General features: G+C 70.2%; 19 protein-coding genes and 1 tRNA gene. 8 read left to right on the top strand and 12 right to left on the bottom strand.

From position 1 onward, the window contains the following. The 3 genes from D2K64_RS12710 to D2K64_RS12700 are packed head-to-tail and all read left to right on the top strand — an operon-like array spanning nt 1 to nt 3,217. Nucleotides 1-840 (top strand): lysophospholipid acyltransferase family protein, encoded by an 840-nt coding sequence (locus tag D2K64_RS12710; RefSeq protein WP_238384163.1) that lies wholly within the window; start codon nt 1-3, stop codon nt 838-840. Then, nucleotides 837-1,940 (top strand): glycosyltransferase family 2 protein, encoded by a 1,104-nt coding sequence (locus D2K64_RS12705; RefSeq protein ID WP_120008739.1) that lies wholly within the window; start codon nt 837-839, stop codon nt 1,938-1,940. The genes D2K64_RS12710 and D2K64_RS12705 overlap by 4 nt, the downstream gene beginning before the upstream one ends. Beyond that, complete coding sequence (locus D2K64_RS12700; RefSeq protein WP_162306190.1) at nt 1,937-3,217, top strand: aldehyde dehydrogenase family protein; 1,281 nt, start codon at nt 1,937-1,939, stop codon at nt 3,215-3,217. The genes D2K64_RS12705 and D2K64_RS12700 overlap by 4 nt, the downstream gene beginning before the upstream one ends. Before the next feature lie 33 nt (nt 3,218-3,250). On the opposite strand, the gene D2K64_RS12695 is transcribed toward D2K64_RS12700, so the two are convergent. The 9 genes from D2K64_RS12695 to D2K64_RS12655 all read right to left on the bottom strand — a co-directional run bounded on the left by D2K64_RS12695 (nt 3,251) and on the right by D2K64_RS12655 (nt 14,398). After that, nucleotides 3,251-3,628 carry a PRC-barrel domain-containing protein gene (locus tag D2K64_RS12695; RefSeq protein WP_120008737.1) on the bottom strand — a complete coding sequence of 126 codons (378 nt, stop codon included), beginning with the start codon at nt 3,626-3,628 and terminating at the stop codon, nt 3,251-3,253. A 14-nt stretch (nt 3,629-3,642) separates the two neighbouring features. Beyond that, entirely contained in the window at nt 3,643-3,909 is a 267-nt protein-coding gene (locus D2K64_RS12690; RefSeq protein ID WP_120008736.1) for a hypothetical protein, read from the bottom strand. An 81-nt stretch (nt 3,910-3,990) separates the two neighbouring features. After that, nucleotides 3,991-6,252 carry a xanthine dehydrogenase family protein molybdopterin-binding subunit gene (locus D2K64_RS12685; RefSeq protein WP_120008735.1) on the bottom strand — a complete coding sequence of 754 codons (2,262 nt, stop codon included), beginning with the start codon at nt 6,250-6,252 and terminating at the stop codon, nt 3,991-3,993. Nucleotides 6,253-6,266: 14 nt separating this feature from the next. Next, nucleotides 6,267-7,280, bottom strand: a complete 1,014-nt coding sequence (locus D2K64_RS12680) for an FAD binding domain-containing protein (protein WP_120008734.1) — start codon at nt 7,278-7,280, stop codon at nt 6,267-6,269. Beyond that, entirely contained in the window at nt 7,277-7,798 is a 522-nt protein-coding gene (locus D2K64_RS12675; RefSeq protein ID WP_120008733.1) for a (2Fe-2S)-binding protein, read from the bottom strand. The genes D2K64_RS12680 and D2K64_RS12675 overlap by 4 nt, the downstream gene beginning before the upstream one ends. 464 nt (nt 7,799-8,262) lie before the next feature. Further along, a tRNA-Leu gene (locus D2K64_RS12670) sits at nt 8,263-8,349 on the bottom strand. A 139-nt stretch (nt 8,350-8,488) separates the two neighbouring features. Next, nucleotides 8,489-9,967 (bottom strand): efflux transporter outer membrane subunit, encoded by a 1,479-nt coding sequence (locus D2K64_RS12665; protein WP_120008732.1) that lies wholly within the window; start codon nt 9,965-9,967, stop codon nt 8,489-8,491. A gap of 5 nt (nt 9,968-9,972) precedes the next feature. After that, on the bottom strand, nt 9,973-13,140 hold the full coding sequence (locus tag D2K64_RS12660) for an efflux RND transporter permease subunit (RefSeq protein ID WP_120008731.1): 3,168 nt from the start codon (nt 13,138-13,140) through the stop codon (nt 9,973-9,975). A 7-nt stretch (nt 13,141-13,147) separates the two neighbouring features. Beyond that, a complete protein-coding gene (locus D2K64_RS12655) occupies nt 13,148-14,398 on the bottom strand; it encodes an efflux RND transporter periplasmic adaptor subunit (RefSeq protein WP_274379303.1) in 1,251 nt (416 codons plus the stop codon). Between the two features lie 111 nt (nt 14,399-14,509). On the opposite strand from D2K64_RS12655, the gene D2K64_RS12650 reads away from it, so the two are divergent. From D2K64_RS12650 to D2K64_RS12630, 5 genes are all read left to right on the top strand, one after another. Continuing rightward, nucleotides 14,510-15,142, top strand: a complete 633-nt coding sequence (locus D2K64_RS12650) for a TetR/AcrR family transcriptional regulator (protein WP_162306189.1) — start codon at nt 14,510-14,512, stop codon at nt 15,140-15,142. Nucleotides 15,143-15,251: 109 nt separating this feature from the next. Further along, a complete protein-coding gene (locus tag D2K64_RS12645; RefSeq protein ID WP_202910650.1) occupies nt 15,252-16,652 on the top strand; it encodes an LLM class flavin-dependent oxidoreductase in 1,401 nt (466 codons plus the stop codon). After that, complete coding sequence (locus D2K64_RS12640) at nt 16,652-17,971, top strand: paraquat-inducible protein A (protein ID WP_120008729.1); 1,320 nt, start codon at nt 16,652-16,654, stop codon at nt 17,969-17,971. Before D2K64_RS12645 ends, D2K64_RS12640 begins: the two co-directional genes overlap by 1 nt. Then, nucleotides 17,968-19,665 carry a PqiB family protein gene (locus tag D2K64_RS12635; RefSeq protein WP_120008728.1) on the top strand — a complete coding sequence of 566 codons (1,698 nt, stop codon included), beginning with the start codon at nt 17,968-17,970 and terminating at the stop codon, nt 19,663-19,665. The genes D2K64_RS12640 and D2K64_RS12635 overlap by 4 nt, the downstream gene beginning before the upstream one ends. A gap of 8 nt (nt 19,666-19,673) precedes the next feature. Then, nucleotides 19,674-20,237 carry a PqiC family protein gene (locus tag D2K64_RS12630; RefSeq protein WP_120008727.1) on the top strand — a complete coding sequence of 188 codons (564 nt, stop codon included), beginning with the start codon at nt 19,674-19,676 and terminating at the stop codon, nt 20,235-20,237. A gap of 19 nt (nt 20,238-20,256) precedes the next feature. On the opposite strand, the gene egtD is transcribed toward D2K64_RS12630, so the two are convergent. The 3 genes from egtD to D2K64_RS12615 all read right to left on the bottom strand — a co-directional run bounded on the left by egtD (nt 20,257) and on the right by D2K64_RS12615 (nt 22,957). Further along, nucleotides 20,257-21,207 (bottom strand): L-histidine N(alpha)-methyltransferase, encoded by a 951-nt coding sequence (gene egtD / locus D2K64_RS12625; RefSeq protein WP_202910649.1) that lies wholly within the window; start codon nt 21,205-21,207, stop codon nt 20,257-20,259. A gap of 1 nt (nt 21,208) precedes the next feature. Continuing rightward, nucleotides 21,209-22,474 (bottom strand): ergothioneine biosynthesis protein EgtB, encoded by a 1,266-nt coding sequence (egtB, locus tag D2K64_RS12620; protein ID WP_120008725.1) that lies wholly within the window; start codon nt 22,472-22,474, stop codon nt 21,209-21,211. Nucleotides 22,475-22,564: 90 nt separating this feature from the next. Continuing rightward, the gene (locus tag D2K64_RS12615) at nt 22,565-22,957 is read right to left on the bottom strand and encodes a DUF427 domain-containing protein (protein ID WP_120008724.1); all 393 of its coding nucleotides are present in this window, start codon (nt 22,955-22,957) and stop codon (nt 22,565-22,567) included. Nucleotides 22,958-23,050: the final 93 nt, after the last annotated feature.

Here is a 23,050-nt window from a genome sequence, read left to right as displayed (position 1 = left end):
ATGCAGGCCGGCGGCCGGCATGGCCCGGCCACCCGCCCGGAGGCCGGGGCGCGGCTGATGGACCCGCTCGCCGCCTATTCGCCCCGCGCCCTTGCCTTCTATGATCTCATGTTCACCCGCTTCGCCCGCCGCCACATGCGGGCGCTGCGGGTGCCGCATTGGGGCCTGCCCCCGGAAACGGGCGACGCGCCGCTGGTGGTGTATGCCAGCCATCCCTCCTGGTGGGACGGCGTCGCCTTCATGTTGCTGTCGCGCCGCCTGTTCGGAGAGCGCCGCATGTTCATCCCGATGGAGGAAGCGGCGCTGGCCCGCTACCGCTTCATGCGGCGCATCGGCGTGTTCGGCGTGGAGCCGGCCAGCGCGCGCGGCGCGGTGGCGTTTCTGCGCACCGCGGGCCGGGTGCTGGCCCCGGAGCGCGACGACATGTTGTGGATGAACGCCCCCGGCCGCTTCGCCGACCCGCGCGAGCGCCCCGTGCCGATCGCCCCCGGCCTCGCCCGGCTGCCGGAACTGGCGCCGCACGCCACGTTCGTGCCGCTGGCCCTGGAATATCCCTTCTGGTCGGAACGCAAGGCGGAGATGCTGGCCGCCTTTGGCAACCCTTTGCCCGGCGCCGCTTTGCACGCCATGCCGCGCGAAGCGCGCGCCGAGGCATTGGCCACTGCCCTGGCCGGCACCATGGACTGCCTGGCCGGGGACGCGGTGGCGCGCGATCCGGCGCGGTTTCACGTCGTGGAGCAGGGAGGCGAAGGCATGGGCGGCATCTACGATCTCTGGCGGCGCGGCCGCGCGGCCCTGACCGGCCGGCGCTTCGACCCCCGGCACGAGTGGCGGCGATGAGCTGGCTGCCCTGGTTGTCGCTGGCGCTGGCCGCCTTTCCCTGGGCACTGGCCGGCCGCAACCTGTTCCGCCTGCCCCGCGCGCGCGGCGAGCCCTCGGCCCCGGTGCTGGTGTCGGTGCTGATCCCGGCGCGTGACGAGGCAGCGCAGATCGAGGGCTGCCTGCGCGCCGCCCTGTCCAGCCGCGGCGTCGCCATCGAGGTGGTGGTAATGGATGACGGATCGCGCGACAGCACCGCGGCCATCGTGCGGCGCGTCGCGGCGGAGGACCCGCGGGTGCGGCTGCTGGCCGCGCCGCCGCTGCCGCAGGGCTGGACCGGCAAGGTGCATGCCTGCGCTCGGCTGGCCGAGGCGGCACGCGGCACGCACCTGCTGTTCATCGATGCCGATGTGCGGCTGCGCCCGCAGGCCGCCGCCGCCATGGCGGCGCATGCCGAGGACCACGGCATCGCCCTGGTCAGCGGCGTGCCGCGGCAGGAGATGGGGGGCTTGGGCGAGGCGCTGACCGTGCCGATGATCAACCTGATGATGCTGGGCTACCTCCCCCAGGGCGGGCGTCGCGGCACGCGGCCTTCGCTCGCCGCGGCCTGCGGCCAGCTGGTGCTGGCGGAGACCACCGCCTATCGCGCCGCGGGCGGGCATGCGGCGGCCCCGGCCATCCTGCACGATGCCCTGTCGCTGGCCCGCCGCATGCGCGTCCATGGCTTCCGCACCGAGGTGGTGGATGGCAGCCGCCTTGCCGGCTGCCGCATGTACCGGCGCTTCGCCGAGGCCTGGAGCGGCTTCAGCAAGAACGCGCGGGAAGGCATGGCGACGCCGCTCGGGCTGCCGGTCTGGACGGTGCTGCTGGGCGGCGCGCACATCCTGCCCTGGCTGCTGCTGCCGCACCCGGCGGCGGTGCTGGCGCTCGCGCTGTCGCTCACCCTGCGCGGCCTGATCACCTGGCGCATGCGCGAGCCCTGGTGGAGTGTGCCGCTGCATCCCGTTGCGGTGGCCGTGGCGCTGGCCATCCAGTGGTCCGCGCTGCTCGGCGGCGGGCTGGGGCTGAAGCCCGAATGGAAGGGCCGCTCCTATGGCGGCCCGCCCGCCAACCCGGCATGACGCCGGCCGCGGCGCTGGCCGAGCTGCGCGCGGCCGGCCCGCCCCCTGCCATCGCGGAACGCCGTGCCGCGCTGAAGGCGCTGGCCGACGCGGTGATCCGCCGCGCCGATGATCTGGCCGCCGCCGCCGATACCGATTATGGCGGCCGCTCGGCGGTGGAGACCTGGATCGCGGACGTGTTGCTGGTGGCGCAGGCGGCCCGCCGGGCGCGGCGCTGGCTGCCCTGGTGGGCGCGGCGGCGCTGGATCCTGGCGCCGCTGGCCTTTCAGCCGTCGCTGGCCTGGGTGGAGCCGGTGCCCAAGGGCGTGGTGGGCGTGATGGCGCCGTGGAACTACCCGATCCAGCTTGCCCTCTGGCCGCTGGCGGAAGCGATCGCCGCGGGCAACCGCGTGGCGCTGAAGCCGAGCGAGCACACGCCGCGCACGGCGGCGCTGCTGGAGCAGATCCTGGCGGAAACCCTGCCCGCCCTGACGTGCGTGGTGCAGGGGGATGCCGGGGTGGCCGCCGCCTTCGCCGCGCTGCCCTGGGACCACCTAGTGTTCACCGGCGGCACCGAAACCGGCCGCGCGGTGATGCGCGCCGCCGCCGAGAACCTCACGCCGCTGACGCTGGAGCTGGGCGGCCGCTGCCCGGTGATCGTGCTGCCCGGTGCCGACCTGCGCCGCGCGACCCGCGCCATCCTGGCCGGCAAGGCGATGAATGCCGGACAGACCTGCGTGGCGCCCGATACCGTGCTGCTGCTCGGCCACAGCGAGGCGGCGTTCGATGCCGCCTGCCGCGAGGTGGCGGTGCCACTGGACAGCGCGGTGCTGCCGCGCCACCGGGCGCGGCAGGCAGCCCTGGCGGACGGGCGCGCGCCCTTGCCTGGCGGTATCACGCTGCTGCCGGATCATGGGGGGGAGGAGATCTTCGGCCCCGCCCTGGCGCTGCGCGAAGTGGCCTCGCTGGGGGAGGTGCTGGGCTGGCTGCAGGGCCAGCCGGCGCCGCTGGCGATCTACCTGTTTGGCGCCACGCGGGCGGAAGCCGCCGCCATCGCCGGCAACAGCCGCTCCGGCGCCATCGTCGAGGAGCGCTGCGTGGAGTATGCGGCCTTTCCGGCCCTGCCCTTCGGCGGCGTTGGCGCCTCCGGCTTCGGCCGCTATCATGGCCGCGCCGGGTTCGACAGCTTCAGCGACTGGCGCGCCCGGGTGCGGCACGGGCCTTTCGCCCTGTCGCGGCTGCTCGACCCGCCGCGGGATGAGCGCGCCCGCAAGCTGGCCAGGCGCCTGCTGCGCTGAGGCGGCGGCTCCCGGCCGCCGCCCGCGCCGGCTTCAGTCCTGATACCGGAAGCCGGGCAGGTCGCGTACCTGGTCGCGCGTCATGGCCAGGGTGACACGATCATTGTTGCTGGCGCTGGGCGTCAGCTGGGCCAGCGGCACCGCGACGTATTTCTCGGTGAAGCCGAGCCGGGACTCGATCTCGATCACCGCCAGGACCACCTGCTGCTGGGCGTTGAGGATCAGGTCCTCGACCTCGCCGATCTCCACATCGTCCGAGCTGTAGACGTCGCGGTCGAGCAGCATCTTGGCGCGGGTCTGGCCGGCCTCGATCTGGGTCGGCTGCGCGGCCGGGGCCTGGGCAGTGGCCGGCAGGGCGGCGAGGCCGAGGGACAGGGCTAGGCCGGCGGCCAGGATGGGGCGAAGCTTCATGAGGAGGATCCTGTTCAGTGGAGATCAGCCGGGCCCGCGACGGGCGGCGGCATGGAGGGACCGGGCGGCGACATCGGCGGCACCTCCGATGGCGGCGTGGTGGCCGGCTCCACCTCCGGCCCGCGCCCGGGAGCCGGGGTCTCCGGCGGCGGGGCGTCGGGCTGCGCCGGGGTGGGGCCCGGCGGCGGGTTCATCGGCGGCAGGCCCGGCAACTCTGGCGGCGGCCTGGTGTCAGGCTGCGTCTCGGGCTGGTCCGGCCCGTTGCAATGGCTGGCAGACATGGCGGCGAGCCTCCCTGTTGTGGCGTTCAACAGGGTCAACACGCGCGGGCCCGCGATGTTGCGGGGCCCGCGCCGCGTCGCTCAAGGCGCGACCGTGTCGTCCACCAGCTTGTCGATGGTGATCGGCAGCGCGCGCACGCGCTTGCCGGTGGCGTGGAAGATGGCATTCGCCACCGCCGCCGCGGTGCCGACGATGCCGATCTCGCCCAGGCCCTTGACGCCCAGCGGCGTCACCTCCGGGTCCGGCTCGTCCACGAAGATCACCTGGATGTCGTGGATATCGGCGTTCACCGGCACGTGGTATTCGGCGTAGTTGTGGTTCATGAACCGGCCATAGCGGTGGTCGGTCATCGACTCCTCGTGCAGCGCCATGCTGATGCCCATCACCACGCCGCCCAGGATCTGGCTGCGCGCCGTTTTCGGATTGATGATGCGCCCGGCGGCGACGGCGTTGACCACGCGGGTGACGCGCACCACGCCGAGTTCCTCGTCGACCCGCACCTCGACGAAGATGGCGCTGTGCGTGTTCCGCGATTTGCGCATCTGGCTGATCATGCCGCTGATGCCGGCGCTGGCGGTTTCCTCCACGGCGATCACGTCGGTACCGGAGGCCCGCATCACCTCGGTGATGGCGACGCCGCGCGCCGGATCGTCGCGCAGCGCGATGCGGCCGCCGCTGAACCGCACCGCCTCCATGGAGGCGCCGGCCAGCGGGCTGTTCTGCATCTTCGCCGCCGCCGACAGCAGCTTCTCCGCCACCGAGCGGCAGGCCAGCTGCACCGCCGCGCCGACCGAGGCGGCCATCCAGGAGCCGCCTTCCACCGGGGCCTTCGGCAGGCTGGAATCGCCGAGCCGAACGGCGATCTGCTCCACCGGCAGGCCCAGCGTGTCGGCCGCAGCCTGGGTCATCACCGTGTAGGTGCCGGTGCCGATATCGGAGGCGGCGCTGGCCACCTCCAGATGCCCATTCGCCGAGAGCCTGGCGCTGGCCGATGTCTTGGAGAACATCGCGTCCCACATGCCGGTGGCGACGCCCCATCCGACCAGCTCGCGGCCTTCCTTCATGGAGCGCGGCGCCTGGCTGCGGCGGCTCCAGCCGAAGGCCTCGGCACCTTCCGCATAGGCTTCGCGCAGCGCCTTGCTGGTGAACGGCGTGCCGTTCATCTGGTCGGTCTCGGAATAGTTCTTCAGCCGGAACTCCAGCGGATCGATGCCGGCCGCGTAAGCCAGCTCGTCCACCGCCATCTCGAAGAAGGTCATGCCGGTGGCGGCGCCCGGCGCGCGCATGTCGGTCGAGGTCGCCGTGTCCACCGGGGCGATGGCGTACTCGCCCGCGGCATTCTCGCAGGCGTAGTTCATCATGCCCCAGATCACCACATCCTCCATGTTGTTCTCGTAGCGCGAGGTGGAGGTGGTGGCGGAGTTGCGGATGGCCGTCATGGTGCCATCCCGCTCGGCGCCCAGCTGCACGCTCTGCAGCGCTTCGGGCCGGTGGCCATGGGTGAACATCTGCTGCCGCGTCATCACCACGCGCACGGAGCGCTGCAGCATGCGCGCGGCCATGACCGCGAGATACACCTGGTATTGCGGCCGGAGGCCCGAGCCGAAGGCGCCACCGACAAAGGGGTTCATCACCCGGATGGTGCTGGCCGACATGCCGAACACGCCCGCGAGGTAGTCGCGCACGTTCTGCGGACCCTGCGTCTTGTCGAACACCGTTAGGCTGCCATCGCCTTCCCACACCACGGTGGAGGCGTGCATCTCCATCGGATTGTGATGCTCGGTGGCCAGGTGGTACTCGGCCGACACCTTCACCGGCGCGGCGGCGAAGGCGGCGTCGGCATCGCCGCGATTCTTCGGCGGGTGGTAGGTGTCGCGCTTCTTGGACGGCATGAAACGCTCGGCCTGGGCCTTGTGGAAATCGGTGTTGTGCGGCTCCACCTCATAGGAAGCGCGCACCAGCGAGGCGGCATAGCGCGCCACCTCAAAGCTTTCCGCGATCACCAGCGCGATGGGCTGGCCGCTGAACAGGATCTTATCGTCATAGAGCGCCTTGAAGGGCGATCCCGGCGGCGCGACCATGTCCTTGTGGCTGCGGTCGAACCAGGCGACATGCGGGCGGTTCTTGTGCGACAGCACCTCGACCACGCCGGGCACGGCGCGCGCCTCGGAATCCTCCAGCGTGACGATGCGGCCCTTCGGGATGGCACCGGAGACGATGACGCCGTGGAGCAGGCCGGGCACCGGATGCTCGGCGGCGTAGCGGGCCCGGCCGGTCACCTTCTGCAAGCCGTCGACGCGGTTGATGGCGCTGCCGATCCCGACATTCTGCAGGACATTCATGATGCGGCCCCCCCTCAGGCGATGCGCTTATCGGTCTGCGACTGCGGCGTGCCGGCGGCGGCCTGCCGCAGCGCCCGCCGGATGGCACGCCGCGCCAGCCCGATCTTGAAGTCGTTGTGGCCCTGGCCCTGCGCGCCCCGCAGCAGCAGCTCGGCGGCACGATCGAAATTTTCCGCCGAGGCGGGCTGGCCCGCTAGCGCCTGCTCGGCCGCCGGCACGCGCCACGGCTTGTGCGCCACGCCGCCGAGCGCGATGCGCGCCTCGGCGATGCGGTCGCCCTCCATGCGCAGCGCCACCGCCACCGATACCAGGGCGAAGGCGTAGGACAGCCGGTCGCGCAGCTTCAGATAGGTGTGGTGGGCCGAGAAATCCTCGTCCGGCAGGTCGATGGCGGTGACCAGCTCGCCCGTGCGCAGCGTGTTGTCGTGCTGCGGAGCGTCGCCCGGCAGGCGGTGGTAATCGGCGAAGGCGATCTCGCGCTCGCCGTCCGGCCCGGTCACGCGCACCGTGGCGTTCAACGCCGCCAGCGCCACACACATGTCGGAAGGATTCGTCGCGATGCAGGACGGGCTGGCGCCCAGGATGGCATGGATGCGGTTCACCCCGCCGATCGCGCCGCAGCCGGTGCCCGGGTTGCGTTTGTTGCAGGGCGTGGCGGTGTCGTAGAAATAATAACAGCGGGTGCGCTGGTTGAGGTTGCCGCCATTGGTCGCGGCGTTGCGCAGCTGCGGGCTGGCGCCGGCCAGGATGGCGCAGGCCAGCAGCGGATAACGCTCCGCCACGCGTCGGTCATAGGCCGTGTCGGCGTTGCTGACCAGAGCGCCGAGGCGCAGCCCGCCGCCGGGCCGCTCCTCGATGCCGGCGAGGCCGACGCGGTTGATGTCCACCAGCGCGGAGGGGCGCTCCACATTCTCCTTCATCAGATCGATGAGGTTGGTGCCGCCGGCCAGGAAGCGCGTGTCGGCGCCGCCGCCGGCCCGCACCGCCTCGGGCACGCTGTTGGCGCGGGTGAAGCTGAAGCGGTTCATTCGGCGGCCTCCTTGATCTGGCCACGCGATTCCAGCACCTGCATCACCGCGTCGACGATGTTGGTGTAGGCGCCGCAGCGGCACAGATTGCCGCTCATCATCTCCCGCACCTCGTCGCGCGTGCGGGCCCGGCCCTCGTTCAGCAGCCCCTTGGCCGAGCAGATCTGCCCCGGGGTGCAATAGCCGCATTGAAAGGCGTCATGGTCCATGAAGGCCTGCTGCAGCGGGTCCAGACGGTCGCCTTCCGCCAAGCCCTCGATGGTGGTGATGCTGGCGCCATCCAGCGACACGGCAAGCTTCAGGCAGGAATTCATGCGCCGGCCATCCACGAGAACGGTGCAGGCGCCACATTGCCCGTGATCGCAGCCCTTCTTGCTACCGGTCAGGTCCTCCCGCTCGCGCAGCAGGTCCAGCAGCGTGACCCAGGGTTCGACGGAAAGCCGCCGCTCATGGCCATTGATGGTCAAGGTGATGGGCATCGCCGCGAAAGCGATGGAGATGGGCGCGACGTCGGACATGACGTGCCTCCTGCAAGGGGTGGCATTCGGCCCGGTAAACGCCGTGTCCTGACTGGAGGTTTAGGATAAGTTATTGATAATGATAATAACTCTCAACTGGTGGCGCAGAGCGGCCCGTTCGCCGCCGCCGCGTTGCGCCATTTCGGCATAATTCATGTATAAGACATCAGCCATGCGTTGTGCCGTGCTGCATGTGCAAATTCAGCAACGCTTCGTTCATGGATGCTCCCTATATTCCGGTGGCTGCCGCAGCATCGCGGCGCTCGAAAGGATCAAGGGGTTTACCCATGTCCGCTTTTCTGTTCGTCACTGTTGTTGCCGCCCTTGTTGGGGGTGGACTGTTTGCCCGCTCGATGATCGAGCGTGACCTGCCGGTGAGCCTGCGCGCGCTGCACGCCGCCGACTGAACCGGACCGACCGGGTGGGGCGCCTGCTGCGCCCCCTTCGGTTGCTGTTCGGAAACTTGGTGCGGGCGGCGGGAGTCGAACCCGCATGTCATTGAATGACCAGGGTTTTTAAGACCCATGCGTCTACCATTCCGCCACGCCCGCAGCGGAAGCCGGGTCTTCCTATCGCATTCCCACGCTTCTTCGAAGCCGTGTTGCGCCGCGATGATCGCTGCCCCGGAGTATCGCCTCAGACCTGCTTTGCCAAGCGGCCTTTAGCACGTTCTGGTTAAGAGGGTGCACCTCAGCGCACCGCCCTTCGCGTTCCTCCCTGCTGCCAGCCGCCGCCCAGCACCTTGTACAGCGTCACCAGATTCGCCAGCCGCGCCTGGCGCAGCGTGATCAGGTTCTGCTGTGCGCCATACAGGTCGCGCTGCGACACCAGCGTGGTCAGGAAATTGTCCACGCCGCTGCGGAAGCGCAGCTCCGACAGGCGGTAGCTCTCGGCGAAGGCGCGGGTCAGGCCCTGCTGCGCGCGCAGCTGGCTGTCATAGGTGCCGCGGGCGGCCAGTGCATCGGCCGTCTCGCGAAAGGCGGTCTGGATCGCCTTCTCGTAATTCGCGACCTCCACCTGCTTCTGCAGCCTGGCATAGTCGAGGTTGGCGCGGTTGATGCCGCCGGTGAAGATCGGGATGTCGATCTGCGGCAGAAAGCTCCAGGCACCGGATTGCGGCTGAAACAGGCGCGACAGCGCCGCGCCGCTGGTGCCGTACTGGCCGGTGATGGTGACAGAGGGAAAGAACGCGGCCCGCGCCGCGCCGATGCTGGCATTGGCGGCCAGCAGCGACCGCTCGGCCGCCAGCACGTCCGGCCGGCGCAGCAGTACCTCGGAGGACAGGCCGGCCGGCACCTCGGCCAGCAGCAGCGGCGAGTCGAGGCCCCTCTCGGCCACCGGCAAGGCAGGCGGCAGGGGCTGGCCGATCAGCTCGGCCAGCGCGTTCTCGTCCTGCGCCAGTTGGCGGGTGTAGAGGGACAGGTTGGCGCGCGCCGTTTCCACCGCCGTTTGCGCCTGCTGCAGCGTCAGCGCCGTTTCAGTGCCGCCGGTGGCTGCCGCGCGGGTCAGCCGCAGCGAGGTTTCCTGGCTTTCCAGCGTACGGCGCGTCAGTTGCAGCAATTCGCGGTCGGCAAGCACCGCCAGGTAGCCCTGCGCCACCGAGGCCACCAGGCTGATCTGCGCCGCGCGCCGGGTTTCCTCCAGCGCCAGATAGCTTTCGAAGGCGCTGCGGCTGAGCGAGCGCAGGCGGCCGAACAGGTCCACCTCATAGGCGGTCAACCCCACCCCGGCGCTCCAGGTGCGGGAGGTGATGGGCTGGGTGCGGTTGCCGCCGGCATTGGTCAGGTCGGCCGGGATCTGCTGGTAGTTGGCCGAGCCGCTGGCACCAATGTCCGGATAAAGGGTGCCGTGCTGGACGCGGAACTGCGCTTCCGCCGCGGCCACGTTCAGCGTCGCCACGCGCAGGTCGCGGTTGTTGTTCAGCGCGATGCCGATCAATTGCCGCAGGCCGGGATCGAGGAAAAAGGCATCCCAGGCGATGGCGTCCGCGGTGGGCTGGCCGGGCGCCGTGGCGGACACGGCGCGGTATGCCTCGCCCTGCGGCCAGGCGGCCGGGATCGGCGCGGCCGGGCGCTCGTAATCCGGGATCAGCGAGCAGCCGCCGAGCAGTGCGGCGCCGAAGGCCAGCGGAGCGAGCCGGGGGAGGAAGCGGGGAATGGTCGGGATCATGGCTCTCAATCCCCCGCGCCCGCCGGGGCCGGGGCCTCCTGGCGTTGCTCCTCGGCCGCCTGCCGCTCGGAAGCGCGCCGGGTGCGGAACAGCTTCAGCACCACCACGAAGAACAGCGGCACAAAGAACACTGCCAGCACCGTGCCGGCCACCACGCCGCCGATGATGCCGGTGCCGATGGCCACGCGGCCACCGGCGCCGGCACCGGTGGCGATGGCCAGCGGCACCACGCCGAGGGTGAAGGCCAGGGAGGTCATCAGGATCGGCCGCAGCCGCTCCTTCGCAGCGTGCAGGGCGGAGTCCACCAGGCTCTCGCCGGCCTCGAAGTGTTCCTTGGCGAACTCCACGATCAGGATGGCGTTCTTGGCCGACAGGCCGACGGTGGTGAGCAGGCCGACCTGGAAGTAGACGTCGTTCTCCAGCCCGCGCAGCAGCGTCGCCGCCACCGCGCCGAACACGCCGAGCGGCACCACCAGCATCACCGAGATCGGGATCGCCCAGCTCTCGTACAGGGCGGCGAGGCAGAGAAACACCACGATCAGCGAGATGGCATAAAGCGGTGCCGCCTGGGAGCCGGAAGCGCGCTCCTCATAGGACAGGCCGCTCCATTCCACGCCGAAGCCGGCGGGCAGCTCGGCGGCCAGGCGCTCCATCTCGTCCATGGCGGCGCCGGTGCTCTGGCCGGGGGCCGCGTCGCCGGTCAGCTCCACCGCGTTGATGCCGTTGAAGCGGGTGAGGCCGGGGGAGCCGGTTTCCCAGCTTGCCGAAGCAAAGGCGCTGAACGGCACCATCGTCCCCGAGGCGTTGCGCACGTACCACTGGCCGATATCCTCGGGCAGCATGCGGAACTCGGCGGCCCCCTGGAGGTAGACGCGCTTGACGCGGCCGCGGTCCAGGAAGTCTCCGGCATAGGAGGAGCCGAAGGCGGCGGACAGGGTGTTGTTGATGTCGCCCACCGCGAGGCCGAGCGCGCTGGCCTTTTCCCAGTCGATGCTGAGCTTGTACTGCGCCTCGTCCGGCTGGCTGCCGGGGCGGAGGCCGACCACCAGCGGGCTCTTGGAGGCGGCGGCCAGGATCTGGTCGCGCGCCTGCTTCAGCGCCGCCTGGCCATTGGCGCCGCGGTCCACCAGCTGCATCTCGAACCCGGTGGCGTTGCCGAGTTCCGGCACCGCCGGTGGCGCGAAGGCGAAGACCTGCGCGTCCTTGTAGGTGGCGAAGTGCCGCATGATGCGGCCGGCCACGGCACCCACCGCCTGGTCCGGGTTCTCGCGTTCCTCCCAGTTCCTCAGCCGCAGAAAGGCCATGCCGGCATTCTGGCCGCGGCCCGAGAAGGAGAAGCCGTTGATGGCCATGAGGCCCTCGACATTCTCCTTCTCCTGCTCCAGCGCGTAGCGGGTGATGGCGTCCAGCGCCTGCTGGGTGCGCACCGTGGTGGCGCCCGGCGGGGCCGAGACCTGCACCATCAGCACGCCCTGGTCCTCGTTCGGCAAGAAGGAGGAGGGCAGCCGCACATACATCACGCCGAACGCGGCGGCCACGGCGAGGTAGACCAGCAGCATGCGCCAGGGCCGCGCCACCACGCGCCGCACGCCGCCGACATAGCCGCGCGTGGTGCGGTCGAAGCCGCGGTTGAACCAGCCGAAGACGCCGGGCTTCTGCGCGCCGTGGTGCTTCGGCCGCCGCAGCAGCGTGGCGCACAAGGCCGGTGTGAAAATGATCGCCACCCCCACCGAGAGCGTCATGGCCGTGATGATGGTGAGCGAGAATTGCCGGTAGATGACGCCTGCCGAGCCGGCGAAGAAGAACATCGGAAAGAACACCGCCGACAGCACCAGGCCGATGCCGACCAGCGCGCCGGAGATCTGGTCCATCGATTTGCGCGTGGCCTGGAGCGGCGACAGGTGCTCCTGCTCCATCACGCGCTCGACATTCTCCACCACCACGATGGCGTCGTCGACCAGCAGGCCGATGGCCAGCACCATGGCGAACATGGTCAGGGTGTTGATTGAATATCCGGCCAGGGCCAGCACCGCGAAGGTGCCGAGCAGCACCACCGGGATGGCCAGCGTCGGGATCAGCGTCGCGCGCCAGTTCTGCAGAAACACGAACATCACCACGAAGACCAGCACCATGGCCTCGATCAGCGCCTTGACCACCTCGTGGATCGAGATCTCCACGAAGGGCGTGGTGTCGTAGGGCACCACCATCTCGATGTTGGCCGGAAAGGAACCGCCGATATCGGCCAGGGTCTGCCGCACCGCCTCGGCCGTGGACACGGCATTGGCGCCGGCGGCGAGCTGCACGCCGATCGCGGCCGAAGGCCGGCCATTGTACTGGCTGCTGACCGAGAAGCTCTGCGCGCCCAGCTCCACCCTGGCCACGTCGCGCAGCCGCACCTGCGACCCGTCGGCGTTCACCCGCAGCAGGATGTTGCCGAACTGCTCCGGCGTGTTGAGGTAGGACGGGCCGATCAGCGTGGCGTTCAGCATCTGCCCCGGCACCGCCGGCCGCGCGCCGATCTCGCCCGACGCCACCTGCACGTTCTGCGCCGAGATCGCCGCCGTGACGTCGGACGGCATCATGTTGAACGCGTTCAGCCGGTTCGGGTCGAGCCAGATGCGCATCGCGTATTGTGAGCCGAACAGGTTGTAGTCGCCGACGCCCAGTGTCCGCGTCAGCGGATCCTGCACGTTGGTGGCGATGAAGTCGGCCAAGTCGGCGCTGTTCATCGATCCATCCTTGGAGATGAAGCCGATGATCATCAGGTAGGCCGAGGAGGATTTGGCGACGCGGATGCCCTGCTGCCGCACCGTCTCCGGCAGGCGGGTCTCGGCCAGGGACAGCTTGTTCTGCACCTGCACCTGCGCCGTGTCGGCGTTGGTGCCCTGGGCAAAGGTCAGCTCCACATTGGCGCTGCCGTCGCGGTTGGAGGTGGAGGTGAAGTAGCGCAGGCCGTCGAGGCCGGTCATCTGCTGCTCGATCACCTGCACCACAGTGTTCTGCACCGTCTCGGCGGACGCGCCCGGATAGGTCAGGGAGATGCGGATCGAGGGCGGGGCGATGGTCGGGTATTGCGAGATCGGTAGGCTGCGCAGGCAGATCAGGCCCACCAGCATCACGGCCAGCGCCAGCACCCAGGCAAAGACCGGGCGGTCGATGAAGAAACGTGCCATGGCGCGCTCAGCCCCGGGTTTGCGGCTGGCCGTCGGGCTGCGGCCCGCGCAGCGCCTCGGCCGTGGTTTCGGTGACCTGCGGCTTGGCGCCGGCCTGCACGCGCTGCCCGCCTTCCACGATCACCTTGTCGCCGGCCTGCAGCCCGCCCCGGGCCAGCCAGTCGGTGCCGATGGCGCGCGTCGCGTCGATGGTGCGCTCCGCCACCGTGCCGTCCGGCTGCACCACCTTGACCACCGCCTCGCCACGCGGGTTGCGGGTCACGGCGCGCTGCGGCACCAGCAGGGCCTCCGGCGTGATGCCTTCCTCCACCTTCTGCCGGACAAACAGGCCCGGCATCAGCATTCCGTCCGGATTGGGGAATTCGGCGCGCAGGATCACCGAGCCGGTGCTCTGGTCCACCGTGACCTCCGACACCTGCAGCTTGCCGGGGTGGTCGTATTCGGTGCCGTCCTCCAGCATCAGCCGCACCTCGGCCGTGCCTTCATCGGCCTGGCGCAGGCGGCCCGCCGCCATCTCGCGCCGCAGCCGCAGCAGCGTTCCCGCCGGCTGCGTCACATCGACGTAGATCGGATCGAGCTGAGTCACCGTCAGCAGGGAATCGGTCTGGTCGGCGGTGACCAGCGCGCCCACCGTCAGCCTGGCGCGGCTGGTGCGCCCGGTGATGGGCGAGTTGATGGTGGTGTAGCCGAGATTGATCCGGGCCGTCTCCACCGCCGCGCGGGCTGAGGCGACATCGGCCTCCGCCTGCTTCTGCGTGGCCACGGCGGTTTCGTAATCCAGCCGGCTGACGGCATTCTGCGCCACCAGCGGGCGGTAACGCGTGGCGGTGACACGGGCGGCGCCAAGCGTCGCCTCGGCCCGCGACAGGTTGGCCTGGGCGCTGGCCAGGTTCGCCCGATACGGGGCGGGGTCGATCTGGAACAGCTTCTGCCCGGCCTGCACCGTCCCGCCCTCGCGGAACAGCCGCTCGCGCAGCACGCCACCGACCTGCGGCCGCACCTCGGCGGTCTGGTAGGCGACGACCCGGCCCGGCAGGGTGGTGTAGACGCTGACCGGGCGCGGCTGAACCGACAGCACGGTCACCGCCGGGGGCGCGCCCTGCCCGCCTCCGCCGGCTTGCTGCTCCGTCGCCGGCTCGTCGCAGGACACCAGCAGAGCCAGCGAGGCCAGCATCATCGGAAAGAAAGCCGCGGCGCCGACGCCCTGACGGCGCGGCCTGTCGCTGGCGGGCCGGGCGGGGATCGACGGTTCGGCCATGCGATGGGGCTCCTGCGGCACAAAGGGGCGAGGCGGCTGGAAACTCGTTAGTATCCGATCTATTGTCAAGCGACACTTCGCCGGTCCAGGGGCCAACAAATGGTACAAAAGGTGACTGAGGATCTGGCCGAGGCCGACAGGGCTTGCGAGCCCGCGGCGCTGGAGCGGATCTGCGCCGCTGCCGAGGCCGAGTTCCGCGAGCACGGCTTCCACGCCACCACCATGGACGCCGTGGCCCGTGCCGCAGGTTGTTCCAAGAAGACGATCTACAAGCTCTTCCTGTCCAAGGAGGCACTGTTTTTCCGCCTGCTGGACCGCGTCAAGGCGCGGGCGCAGCAGATCGAGGTACGGCAGGACCTGTCGCCGCAGGCGGCGCTGGAGGATTTCCTGTGGCGCATGGGATTGCTGCTTCTCGGCGAGGAAGCGGTCAGCACCCTGCGCATGGTGCTGGGCGAGTACAGCCTCAGCCCATCCCTGCTGGAGGCAGCGGAACAGCATTTCGGCGGCGGCATCCTGGCCCTGGACAGCTATCTGGCCCGGCTGGATGCGGAAGGGCGGCACCGGTTCGCGCCGCTCGACGAGTCGGCCCGGATGCTGATGGGCATGGCGTTCGGCGCCTTCCACCATGAACGGCTGATGGGATTGCTGCCCCACCTGCCGGAAGCGGCGCTGCGGGCCCGCATCCGCCGCTCGGTGGAGATCTTCCTGGCCGGCTCCCGCCGCGACGGCGGTGCGCCGGCGTGAGCAAGGGGGCTACACCCGACCTCGCGGGCCGGGCTACCCTCCGGGGCGGGGAAATGCTGGCAGCGGCCGATCGGTCCGCCACGGGGCGGCAGAAAGGAAACGCGATGCTTTGCAGCAAGCGGTCGAACGGCCGATGATGAACCTGATGACCAGCCTGATCGGCCTGGGCAGCCACCTGGCCGGCTGGCGGCACCCGGATGCCTGGTCCGGCACGGTGATGAATTTCGGCCACGCCCTGCGGATCGCGCAGCTGGCTGAACGCGGCAAGTTCGACCTGCTGTTCCTGGCCGACGGCAACGCGGTGCGGCAGATGGACAACCCGGTGCTGTTCAGCGCTCCGGCCCGGTCCGACCGCCCGGCGACCTTCGAGCCGCTGACGCTGCTGGCCGCCCTGTCGCAGCACACACGGCATGTCGGGTTGTTCGCCACCGCCACCACCACCTATGACGAGCCCTACCTGCTGGCCCGGCGCTTCGCCTCGCTCGACCACCTGAGCGGCGGCCGGGCCTGCTGGAACGTGGTCACCGGCTCCTATGCCGGCGACTCGGTGAATTTCGGCCGCGTCACGCATGTGCCGCGCGAGGAGCGCTACGAGCGCGCTCGCGAATTCATCCAGGTCTGCAAGGGATTGTGGGATAGCTGGGCGGAGGATGCCTTTCCCGAGGACAAGGCGAGCGGCCGCTTCCTCGATCCCGCCAAGGTCCAGCGGCTGGACCATGTGGGCAAGCACTTCTCGGTGCAGGGGCCGCTCAACGTGGCGCGGCCGGTTCAGGGCTACCCGCTGATCTTCACCGCCGGCCAGTCCGAGCCGGGCCGCGAGCTGGCGGCCGAATTCGCCGAGGGGCTGTTCTCGGTGGTGACCGAGAAGGCGGAAAGCATCGCCTTCTGCGCCGACGTGAAGAGCCGCATGGCGAAATACGGCCGCACCCCGGACCAGCTGCGCATCCTGCCGGCCTGCACCATGTATGTCGGTCGTTCCGAGGCCGAGGCGGATGATCTGTATGGGGAATTGCAGGAGCTGATCACGCCGGAACTCGGCGTCGAGTACTTGTCCCGGATCTGCCAGTTCGACCTGCGCGGCCTGCCGCTGGACGGCCCGCTGCCGGAGATTTCCGGCGAGGTGGACGGCGCCGTGTCCTATCGCGACGCCACCGTGGCGATGGCGAAGCGCGAGAACCTGTCCATCCGCCAGACCTACCAGCGCGTGGTGCCGACTCTTGGCCACATGGCGTTCAAGGGCGATCCGGTGCAGATCGCCGACCAGATGGAGGATTGGTACCGCTCCGGCGCCTGCGACGGCTTCAACCTGGACATGCCGGTGCAGCCGCGCAGCCTGGAAACCTTTGTGGAGCTGGTGGTGCCGGAATTGCAGCGGCGCGGCATCTTCCGCACCGAGTATCCCGGCGGCACCCTGCGCGACACCATGGGCCTGAAACGCCCGGAACGGGTGGTGCGGCGCAGCGCCGGCGGGGGCTTGCCTTCGGGCGATCCCCTGACACATTCCGCGTGATGTCCGCCTCCGCCCGCCCGACGCTCCGCTGCGACAACGCCGGCACGGTTCATGACGCCGGCCGGGCGGGGGGGGCCATTCCGCGCGAATGCGATGATTGCGGCCTGCTGTTGAGCATGCCGCGCGAGGCTGTGGGGATTGATTCCCGCTGCCCGCGCTGCAACGCCGCGCTGCGCCAGCACCATGCCAGCCCGCTCGACGCGCCCTTCGCCCTGGCCATCGCCAGCCTGATGCTGTGCGTGATCACGCTCACCATGCCGTTTCTGACGTTGCGCCTGCTGGGGCAGGTGCGCGGCAGCCGCGTCGAATCGGGCGCCGCCGCCTTTGTCGAGGACGGGTTGTGGCTGCTGGCGGTGATCGTGGTGGTGACGCTGGTGCTGGTGCCGCTCGCCCGGCTGCTGTTGCGCCTCACCGTGCTGGGCGGGCTGCGGCTGCGCCGGCCGCCGCCCTGGCTCGGCCTGCCGTTGCGCTGGCACGAGCATCTGGGCGCCTGGGGGATGCTGGAAGTGTTTCTGTTCGGCGCGCTGGTTTCCTACACGCGGCTGGTCGATCTGGCGGAGGTGGAGCTGGGCCCGGCGGTGTACGGCCTCGGCGCCGTGGTGCTGGCCCTGGTCGCCGCTGACGCCGCCTTCGAGCCGCAGGCCGCCTGGGACGCGCTGGAAGCGCGCGGGATCGCGGCCCGGACGCCCCCTTACCCGGCGCGGGGCGGGCGGATGCTGTCCTGCCATTGCTGCCGCAAGGTGACGCGGGCCGCGGAAGGCACCGCCTGCCCGCGCTGCGGCACTGCCCTGCACCATCGCAAGCGCAACAGCGTGTCACGCAGCTGGGCCCTGGTGACCGCTGCGGCGGTCCTTTACGTGCCGGCCAATTATTATCCGGTGATGACCATCGTCACCCTCGGCCAGGGCGGCCCGCACACCATCATGGGCGGCGTGGTGGAGTTCATCCACAGCGGTTTCTGGCCACTGGCGGTGATCGTCTTCCTGGCCTCGGTCGCGGTGCCGATGCTGAAACTCGTCGGCTTGTCGGTGATGTTGCTGTCGGTGCAGCGCCGCTCCCGCCTGCACCTGTACCGCAAGACGCAGCTCTACCGCGTGGTGGAGGCGCTGGGGCGCTGGTCGATGATCGACGTCTTTGTTGTCTCCGTGCTGATCGCCCTGGTGCGCTTCGGCGCCGTCGCCTCGATCCATGCCGAGCTCGGCGCCGCCTGCTTCGGCGCCGTGGTGATCCTGACCATGGTGGCCGCCGAAACCTTTGATCCCCGCCTGATGTGGGATGCGGCCGGCGCCAATGACCGGAAAGAATCCGACCGCCCATGAGTGACACGCCGCCCCGCCTCCCGCCTGAGCGCCTGGCGCCGGAGCTTGCCGAAGCGCGGCCGCAGCGGCGCCGCTTCTCGCTGATCTGGCTGATCCCGCTGGCGGCGCTGATGGTCACGGGCTACCTGGCCTATACCACCATCAGCAGCCGCGGCCCGCTGATCACGGTGCACTTCAACAGCGCCGACGGGCTGGCCGCCGGGCAGACCCAGGTGCGCTACAAATCCGTCGCCATCGGCACGGTGGAAGCCATCGCGCTGGCGGATGACCTGTCATCCGTCACCGCCCGCATCCGCATGACGCCCGATGTCGAGGCGCGGCTCACCGAGGCGGCGCGCTTCTGGGTGGTGCGGCCGCGGCTCACCGCCGGCAACGTGTCCGGCCTGGAAACCATCGTGTCCGGCGCCTATATCGAGTTCGACCCCGGGCCGGAGGATGGCGAGGCGCGCCGCGAATACCGTGGCCTGGAGGACCCGCCCGGCATCCGCTCGGACGAGCCGGGACGCATCTTCACGCTGAAGACCTATCGCCTCGGCTCGCTGAACCGCGGTTCCCCGGTGTTCTTCCGCGACGTGCAGGTGGGCGAGGTGCTGAGCTTCGACCAGCCCGGTCTCGACGGCACCGTGGCGGTGCGCGCCTTTATCCGCTCCCCCTACGAAGCCTATGTGCGGGAAGGCTCGCGGTTCTGGAACAGTTCCGGCGTCCGGCTCGGCTTCGGCCCGGACGGGCTGAGCGTGGAGCTGGAAAGCCTGCGCGCCGTGCTGACCGGCGGCATCGCCTTCGACACGCCGCCGCGCGACCGGGACGCGCCGCCGGCGCCGGACAACGCGCAGTTCACGCTGTATGGCAGCGCCGAGGCCGCGCTCGCCGCCACCTCGGAGAACCGGCTGGAGTTCCTGGTCTACCTCGAAGGCTCGGTGCGCGGGCTGACGCCGCGCTCCCCGGTGGAGATGCGCGGCATCCGCATCGGCAGCGTCACCAACATCGACCTGTCCTACGACCAGACGGAGAACCGCTTCAGCGTGCCGGTGCGCATCGCGGTGGAGCCCGACCGCATCGCCTTTCCTAACGGCCGCCCGCAATGGGAGGTGCGGCAGGCCATGGAGCGCTTCGTGGCGGAAGGCATGCGCGCCCAGCTCGCCAGTGGCAACTTGCTGACCGGGCAGAAGGTGGTGACGCTGGATTTCGTGCCCGACGCCCCACCCGCCACGGTGCGGCAGGAAGGCGATCTGCTGGTGATCCCGAGCCTCGGCGGCGGCGGCGACGACCTGATGGGCGCGGTGGGCGCCATCGCCGGCAAGCTGGAGAACTTCCCGCTCGACCAGATCGGCCAGAACCTGTCCGGGGTATTGGCCGCGGTGAACGGCCTGGTGGGTGGGCCGGAGCTGAAAGCCTCGCTGTCCAGCCTGACCGCCATCCTGGGCGACGCGCAGAGGCTGGTGCGCCGCACCGATAACGGTCTGGCGCCGCTGCTGCGCCGCCTGCCATCCATGGCGGACAACCTGGACCAGACCCTGGCCCGGGCCAATGCCGCGGTGACCTCGGTGGAGCGCGGCTATGGCACCAACTCGGCCTTCAACCGGGAATTGGCACGACTGCTGCAACAGGCAACCGACGCCGCGCGTTCCGTGCGTCTGCTCGCCGATTACCTGGAACGCCACCCCGAGGCCTTGCTGCGGGGCCGCACGGAGTGACGTCCCCCATGCTACGCCGCCGCGCCCTTCTTGCTCTGCCGGTCCTGCTGCCCGCCTGCGCCTCGCCCGAGCCGGAATATTTCCGCCTTTCCGCGGTGCCCGGCGCCACGCGGCGCAGCCGCCGCCGCGTGGTCGAGCTGCGCTCGGTCGGCCTGCCCCGCTATCTCGACCGTGCCGAAATCCTGCGGGCCGCGGGCCCCAACCGGCTCGACCTGCTGTCCGGCGACCGGTGGGGCGAGCCGCTGGCCGAGATGATCGGCCGCGTGCTGGGGCAGGATCTGACCCAGCGCCTGCCCGGCAGCACGGTGTTCAGCACCGGCGGCGCCTTGTCCATTGACAGCGACGCCGTGGCGGAGGTCGAGATCCAGCGCTTCGAGCAGGAGGAAGGCGGGCCGGTGCTGCTGCTGGCGCAGCTGGCGGTGCAGGCGGTGCCGCGGGGCCGCCGCACGGCGCGCATGGTGCGCATCCAGGCGCCGGTGGAGGGCACCGGCACCGCCGCCCTGGTGGCGGCGATGAGCCGGGCGCTGGGCCAGCTGGCCGACGCGCTGGCGGAAAGGCTCGCAGCCGCCTGACGCGTCGCCCCGCGCCGGGTCAGCGGGCGCGCAGCCCCGCCACCGCGAACAGGCGGTTGCTGTCGGTCCAGCCCTGCTCCACCACCCAGCCGCAGGGCCCGGCCACGTCTGCCAGACCGTCGAGATCGTATTTGCGCGAGCTCTCGGTGTGGATGCTCTCGCCGGCGCGGAAGGCGAAGCGGCGGCCCTGCAGCGTCACCACGCAATCTTCCCGGCTCACCAGATGCATCTCGACCGCCGATTCCGCGGCGTTCCAGCGCGCCTCGTGGCGAAAGCCGCCCGGTGGAAAATCGGCGTCGAGCTCGCGGTTGATGCGGGTCAGCACGTTCAGGTCGAAGGCCGCCGTAACCCCTTTGCAGTCGTCATAGGCGGCCAGCAGCGTGCCGAGATCCTTGCGCAGATCGACGCCGATCAACGCCGTGCCGCCCGGCCCGAGCTGCGCCCGCATGCGATGGAGAAAAGCCGAGGTTTCCGCAGCGTCGAGATTGCCGATCGTGGAGCCGGGAAAGAAGCCGCAGCGCGGCGCGCTGGCGGGAAGATCGGCCGGCAGATCGAAATCCGCCGTGAAATCGGCGATCACCGGGCGGATCGGCAGGCCGGGAAAACGCCGCGCGATACGGGCCGCGCTCTGCGCCAGGAAGTCGCCGGCGATGTCCACCGGCACGTAGAGGCGCGGCCGTAGCGCCTCCAGCAGGATCGTGGTCTTCACCGCGGCGCCGGCGCCATACTCCACCAGCACCGGCGCCGCGCCGCAGAACCGCGCCATCGCCGCCGCATGGTCGCGCAGGATCGCCGTTTCGGTGCGGGTCGGATAATATTCGTCGAGCTGCGTGATCTCCTCGAACAGCCTGCAGCCGCGGTCATCATACAGCCAGCGGCTGGGCAGCGTCTTCGGCGTGCGGGACAGGCCGGCGATCACGTCGTCGCGGAAGGCATCGCGCTGCCAGCTGAGTTCGGCGGCATCCAGCATCTCAAGCATCCTCGGCCAGGCGCAGACCGCTGAACTGCCAGCGCGCATCGGGTGGAAAGAAGTTGCGGTAGCTCGGCCGCGTATGGCCTTCGGGCGTGGCGCAGGAACTGCCGCGCAACACGAACTGGCCGCACATGAACTTGCCATTGTATTCGCCCACCGCGCCCGCGGCCGGGCGGAAGCGCGGATAGGGGGTGAACGGGCTGCGGGTCCATTGCCAGACTTCGCCGAACATCTGCCTGAGGCCCGGCGCATCAGGTGCCGGGCGCGGCTGCAGCGCCGGCGATGCTTCCGGTGCCAGACCCGAGGCGGCATGTTCCCATTCCGCCTCGCTCGGCAGGCGCTTGCCGGCCCAGCTCGCGAAGGCATCGGCCTCGAAATAGCTGACATGGGTGACCGGCGCCTCGGGCCGCAGCGGCACCAGGCCGTGCAGCGTCATGCCGTGCCAGACGCCATCCCGCTGCTGCCAGTAGAGCGGCGAATCCCAGCCCTGCGCCTGCACCGCGGCCCAGCCCGCCGACAGCCACAGCAGCGGATCGCGATAGCCGCCATCGGCCACGAACTGCATCCATTCGCCGTTGGTGACCAGCCGGTCCGCCAGGCGGAAGGGCTCGGTCAGGGCGCGGTGGCGGGGGCCCTCGCAATCGAAGCCGAAGCCGTCCCCGGCATGGCCGATCTCGACGATGCCGCCGTCAAAGGCGCGGAACTGCACCTCGCGCGGGGCGGCGGCGGCTTCCGCCAGAGCGGGCGCGGGCGCGGGCGCGGGCGCGGCATAGGCGGGATGCAGCGGGCTCTGCGCGAACAGGTGCAGGATATCGGTCAGCAGCAATTCCTGGTGCTGCTGCTCGTGATGGCAGCCCAGCTCCACCAGCTCCCGCACAGGCTGCGGCAACTCGCCGCGCAGCATCTCGGCCATGCCACGGTCAACATGGGCGCGATACGCCATCACCTGCTCCAGCGACGGCCGCGTCATCATGCCACGGCGCGGGCGGGGCTGGCGCGCGCCGAGCGTCTCGTAATAGGAGTTGAACAGGAAGTTGAAGCTTTCGTCGAACACGGCATAGCCGGGCCAGTTCGGACGCAGCACCATGGTTTCGAAGAACCACGTCGTATGCGCCAGGTGCCACTTCGCCGGGCTGGCATCGGGCATGGATTGCACGGTGGCATCGGCATCCGACAGTGGTGCGGCGAGCCGGCGGCTGTGCTCGCGCACCGTGCCGTAGAGCAGGGCGAGGCGAGCCGGTGGCGCGGCGGGCATGACATCCATCTGGCGTTCTCCCCGTGAGGGCTCGGCGGCGACCGCGGGCAAAACTGTCCCGCTGCCGGCAGGTGGCGCCGGATCGGCACATGGCAAGGATCAGGAATGCGCGGCTGCGTCGCGTCGCGGCTGGACGGCGATGGAATCGACACGCTCGGGATAGAAGGCGAGATGGCCGCGGATGGCCGCCACCGCCTCCAGCGGTGCCTCATAGCTCCACACCGCGTTTTCGGCGGAGCGGCCCGCATGCGGGATGCTGAAATAGCTGGCCTCGCCCTTATAGGGGCAATGCGAGCGCTCCGCGGTGCGGCGCAGCAGCGCCATCTCAGCATCCTCCCGTGGGAGGTAGAAGACCGCTGGCCGGCCCGGCTCGCGCAGGATCAGCGCGGCGCAGCTATCGGCCACGGTTCGGCCGGCGGCGGAGACCACCACCCGATCGGGGCTGGGCTCGATCCTGATGCCCGTCGCCGCTGGCTTGTCCGGCTGCGCCATTGCTTCTTCTCCCGCCGCTCATGCGCTGCACGGACCGGCGCATCGTTCGGCGCCGGCCCCTCCCTGTTCACGCAACGCCCGGCGGGAAGCGGC

Source organism: Teichococcus vastitatis, from assembly GCF_003604215.1.
Lineage (GTDB): Bacteria > Pseudomonadota > Alphaproteobacteria > Acetobacterales > Acetobacteraceae > Pseudoroseomonas > Pseudoroseomonas vastitatis.
Note: the sequence above shows the minus strand (reverse complement) of the source record. Positions and strands in the feature narration are given on the sequence as shown.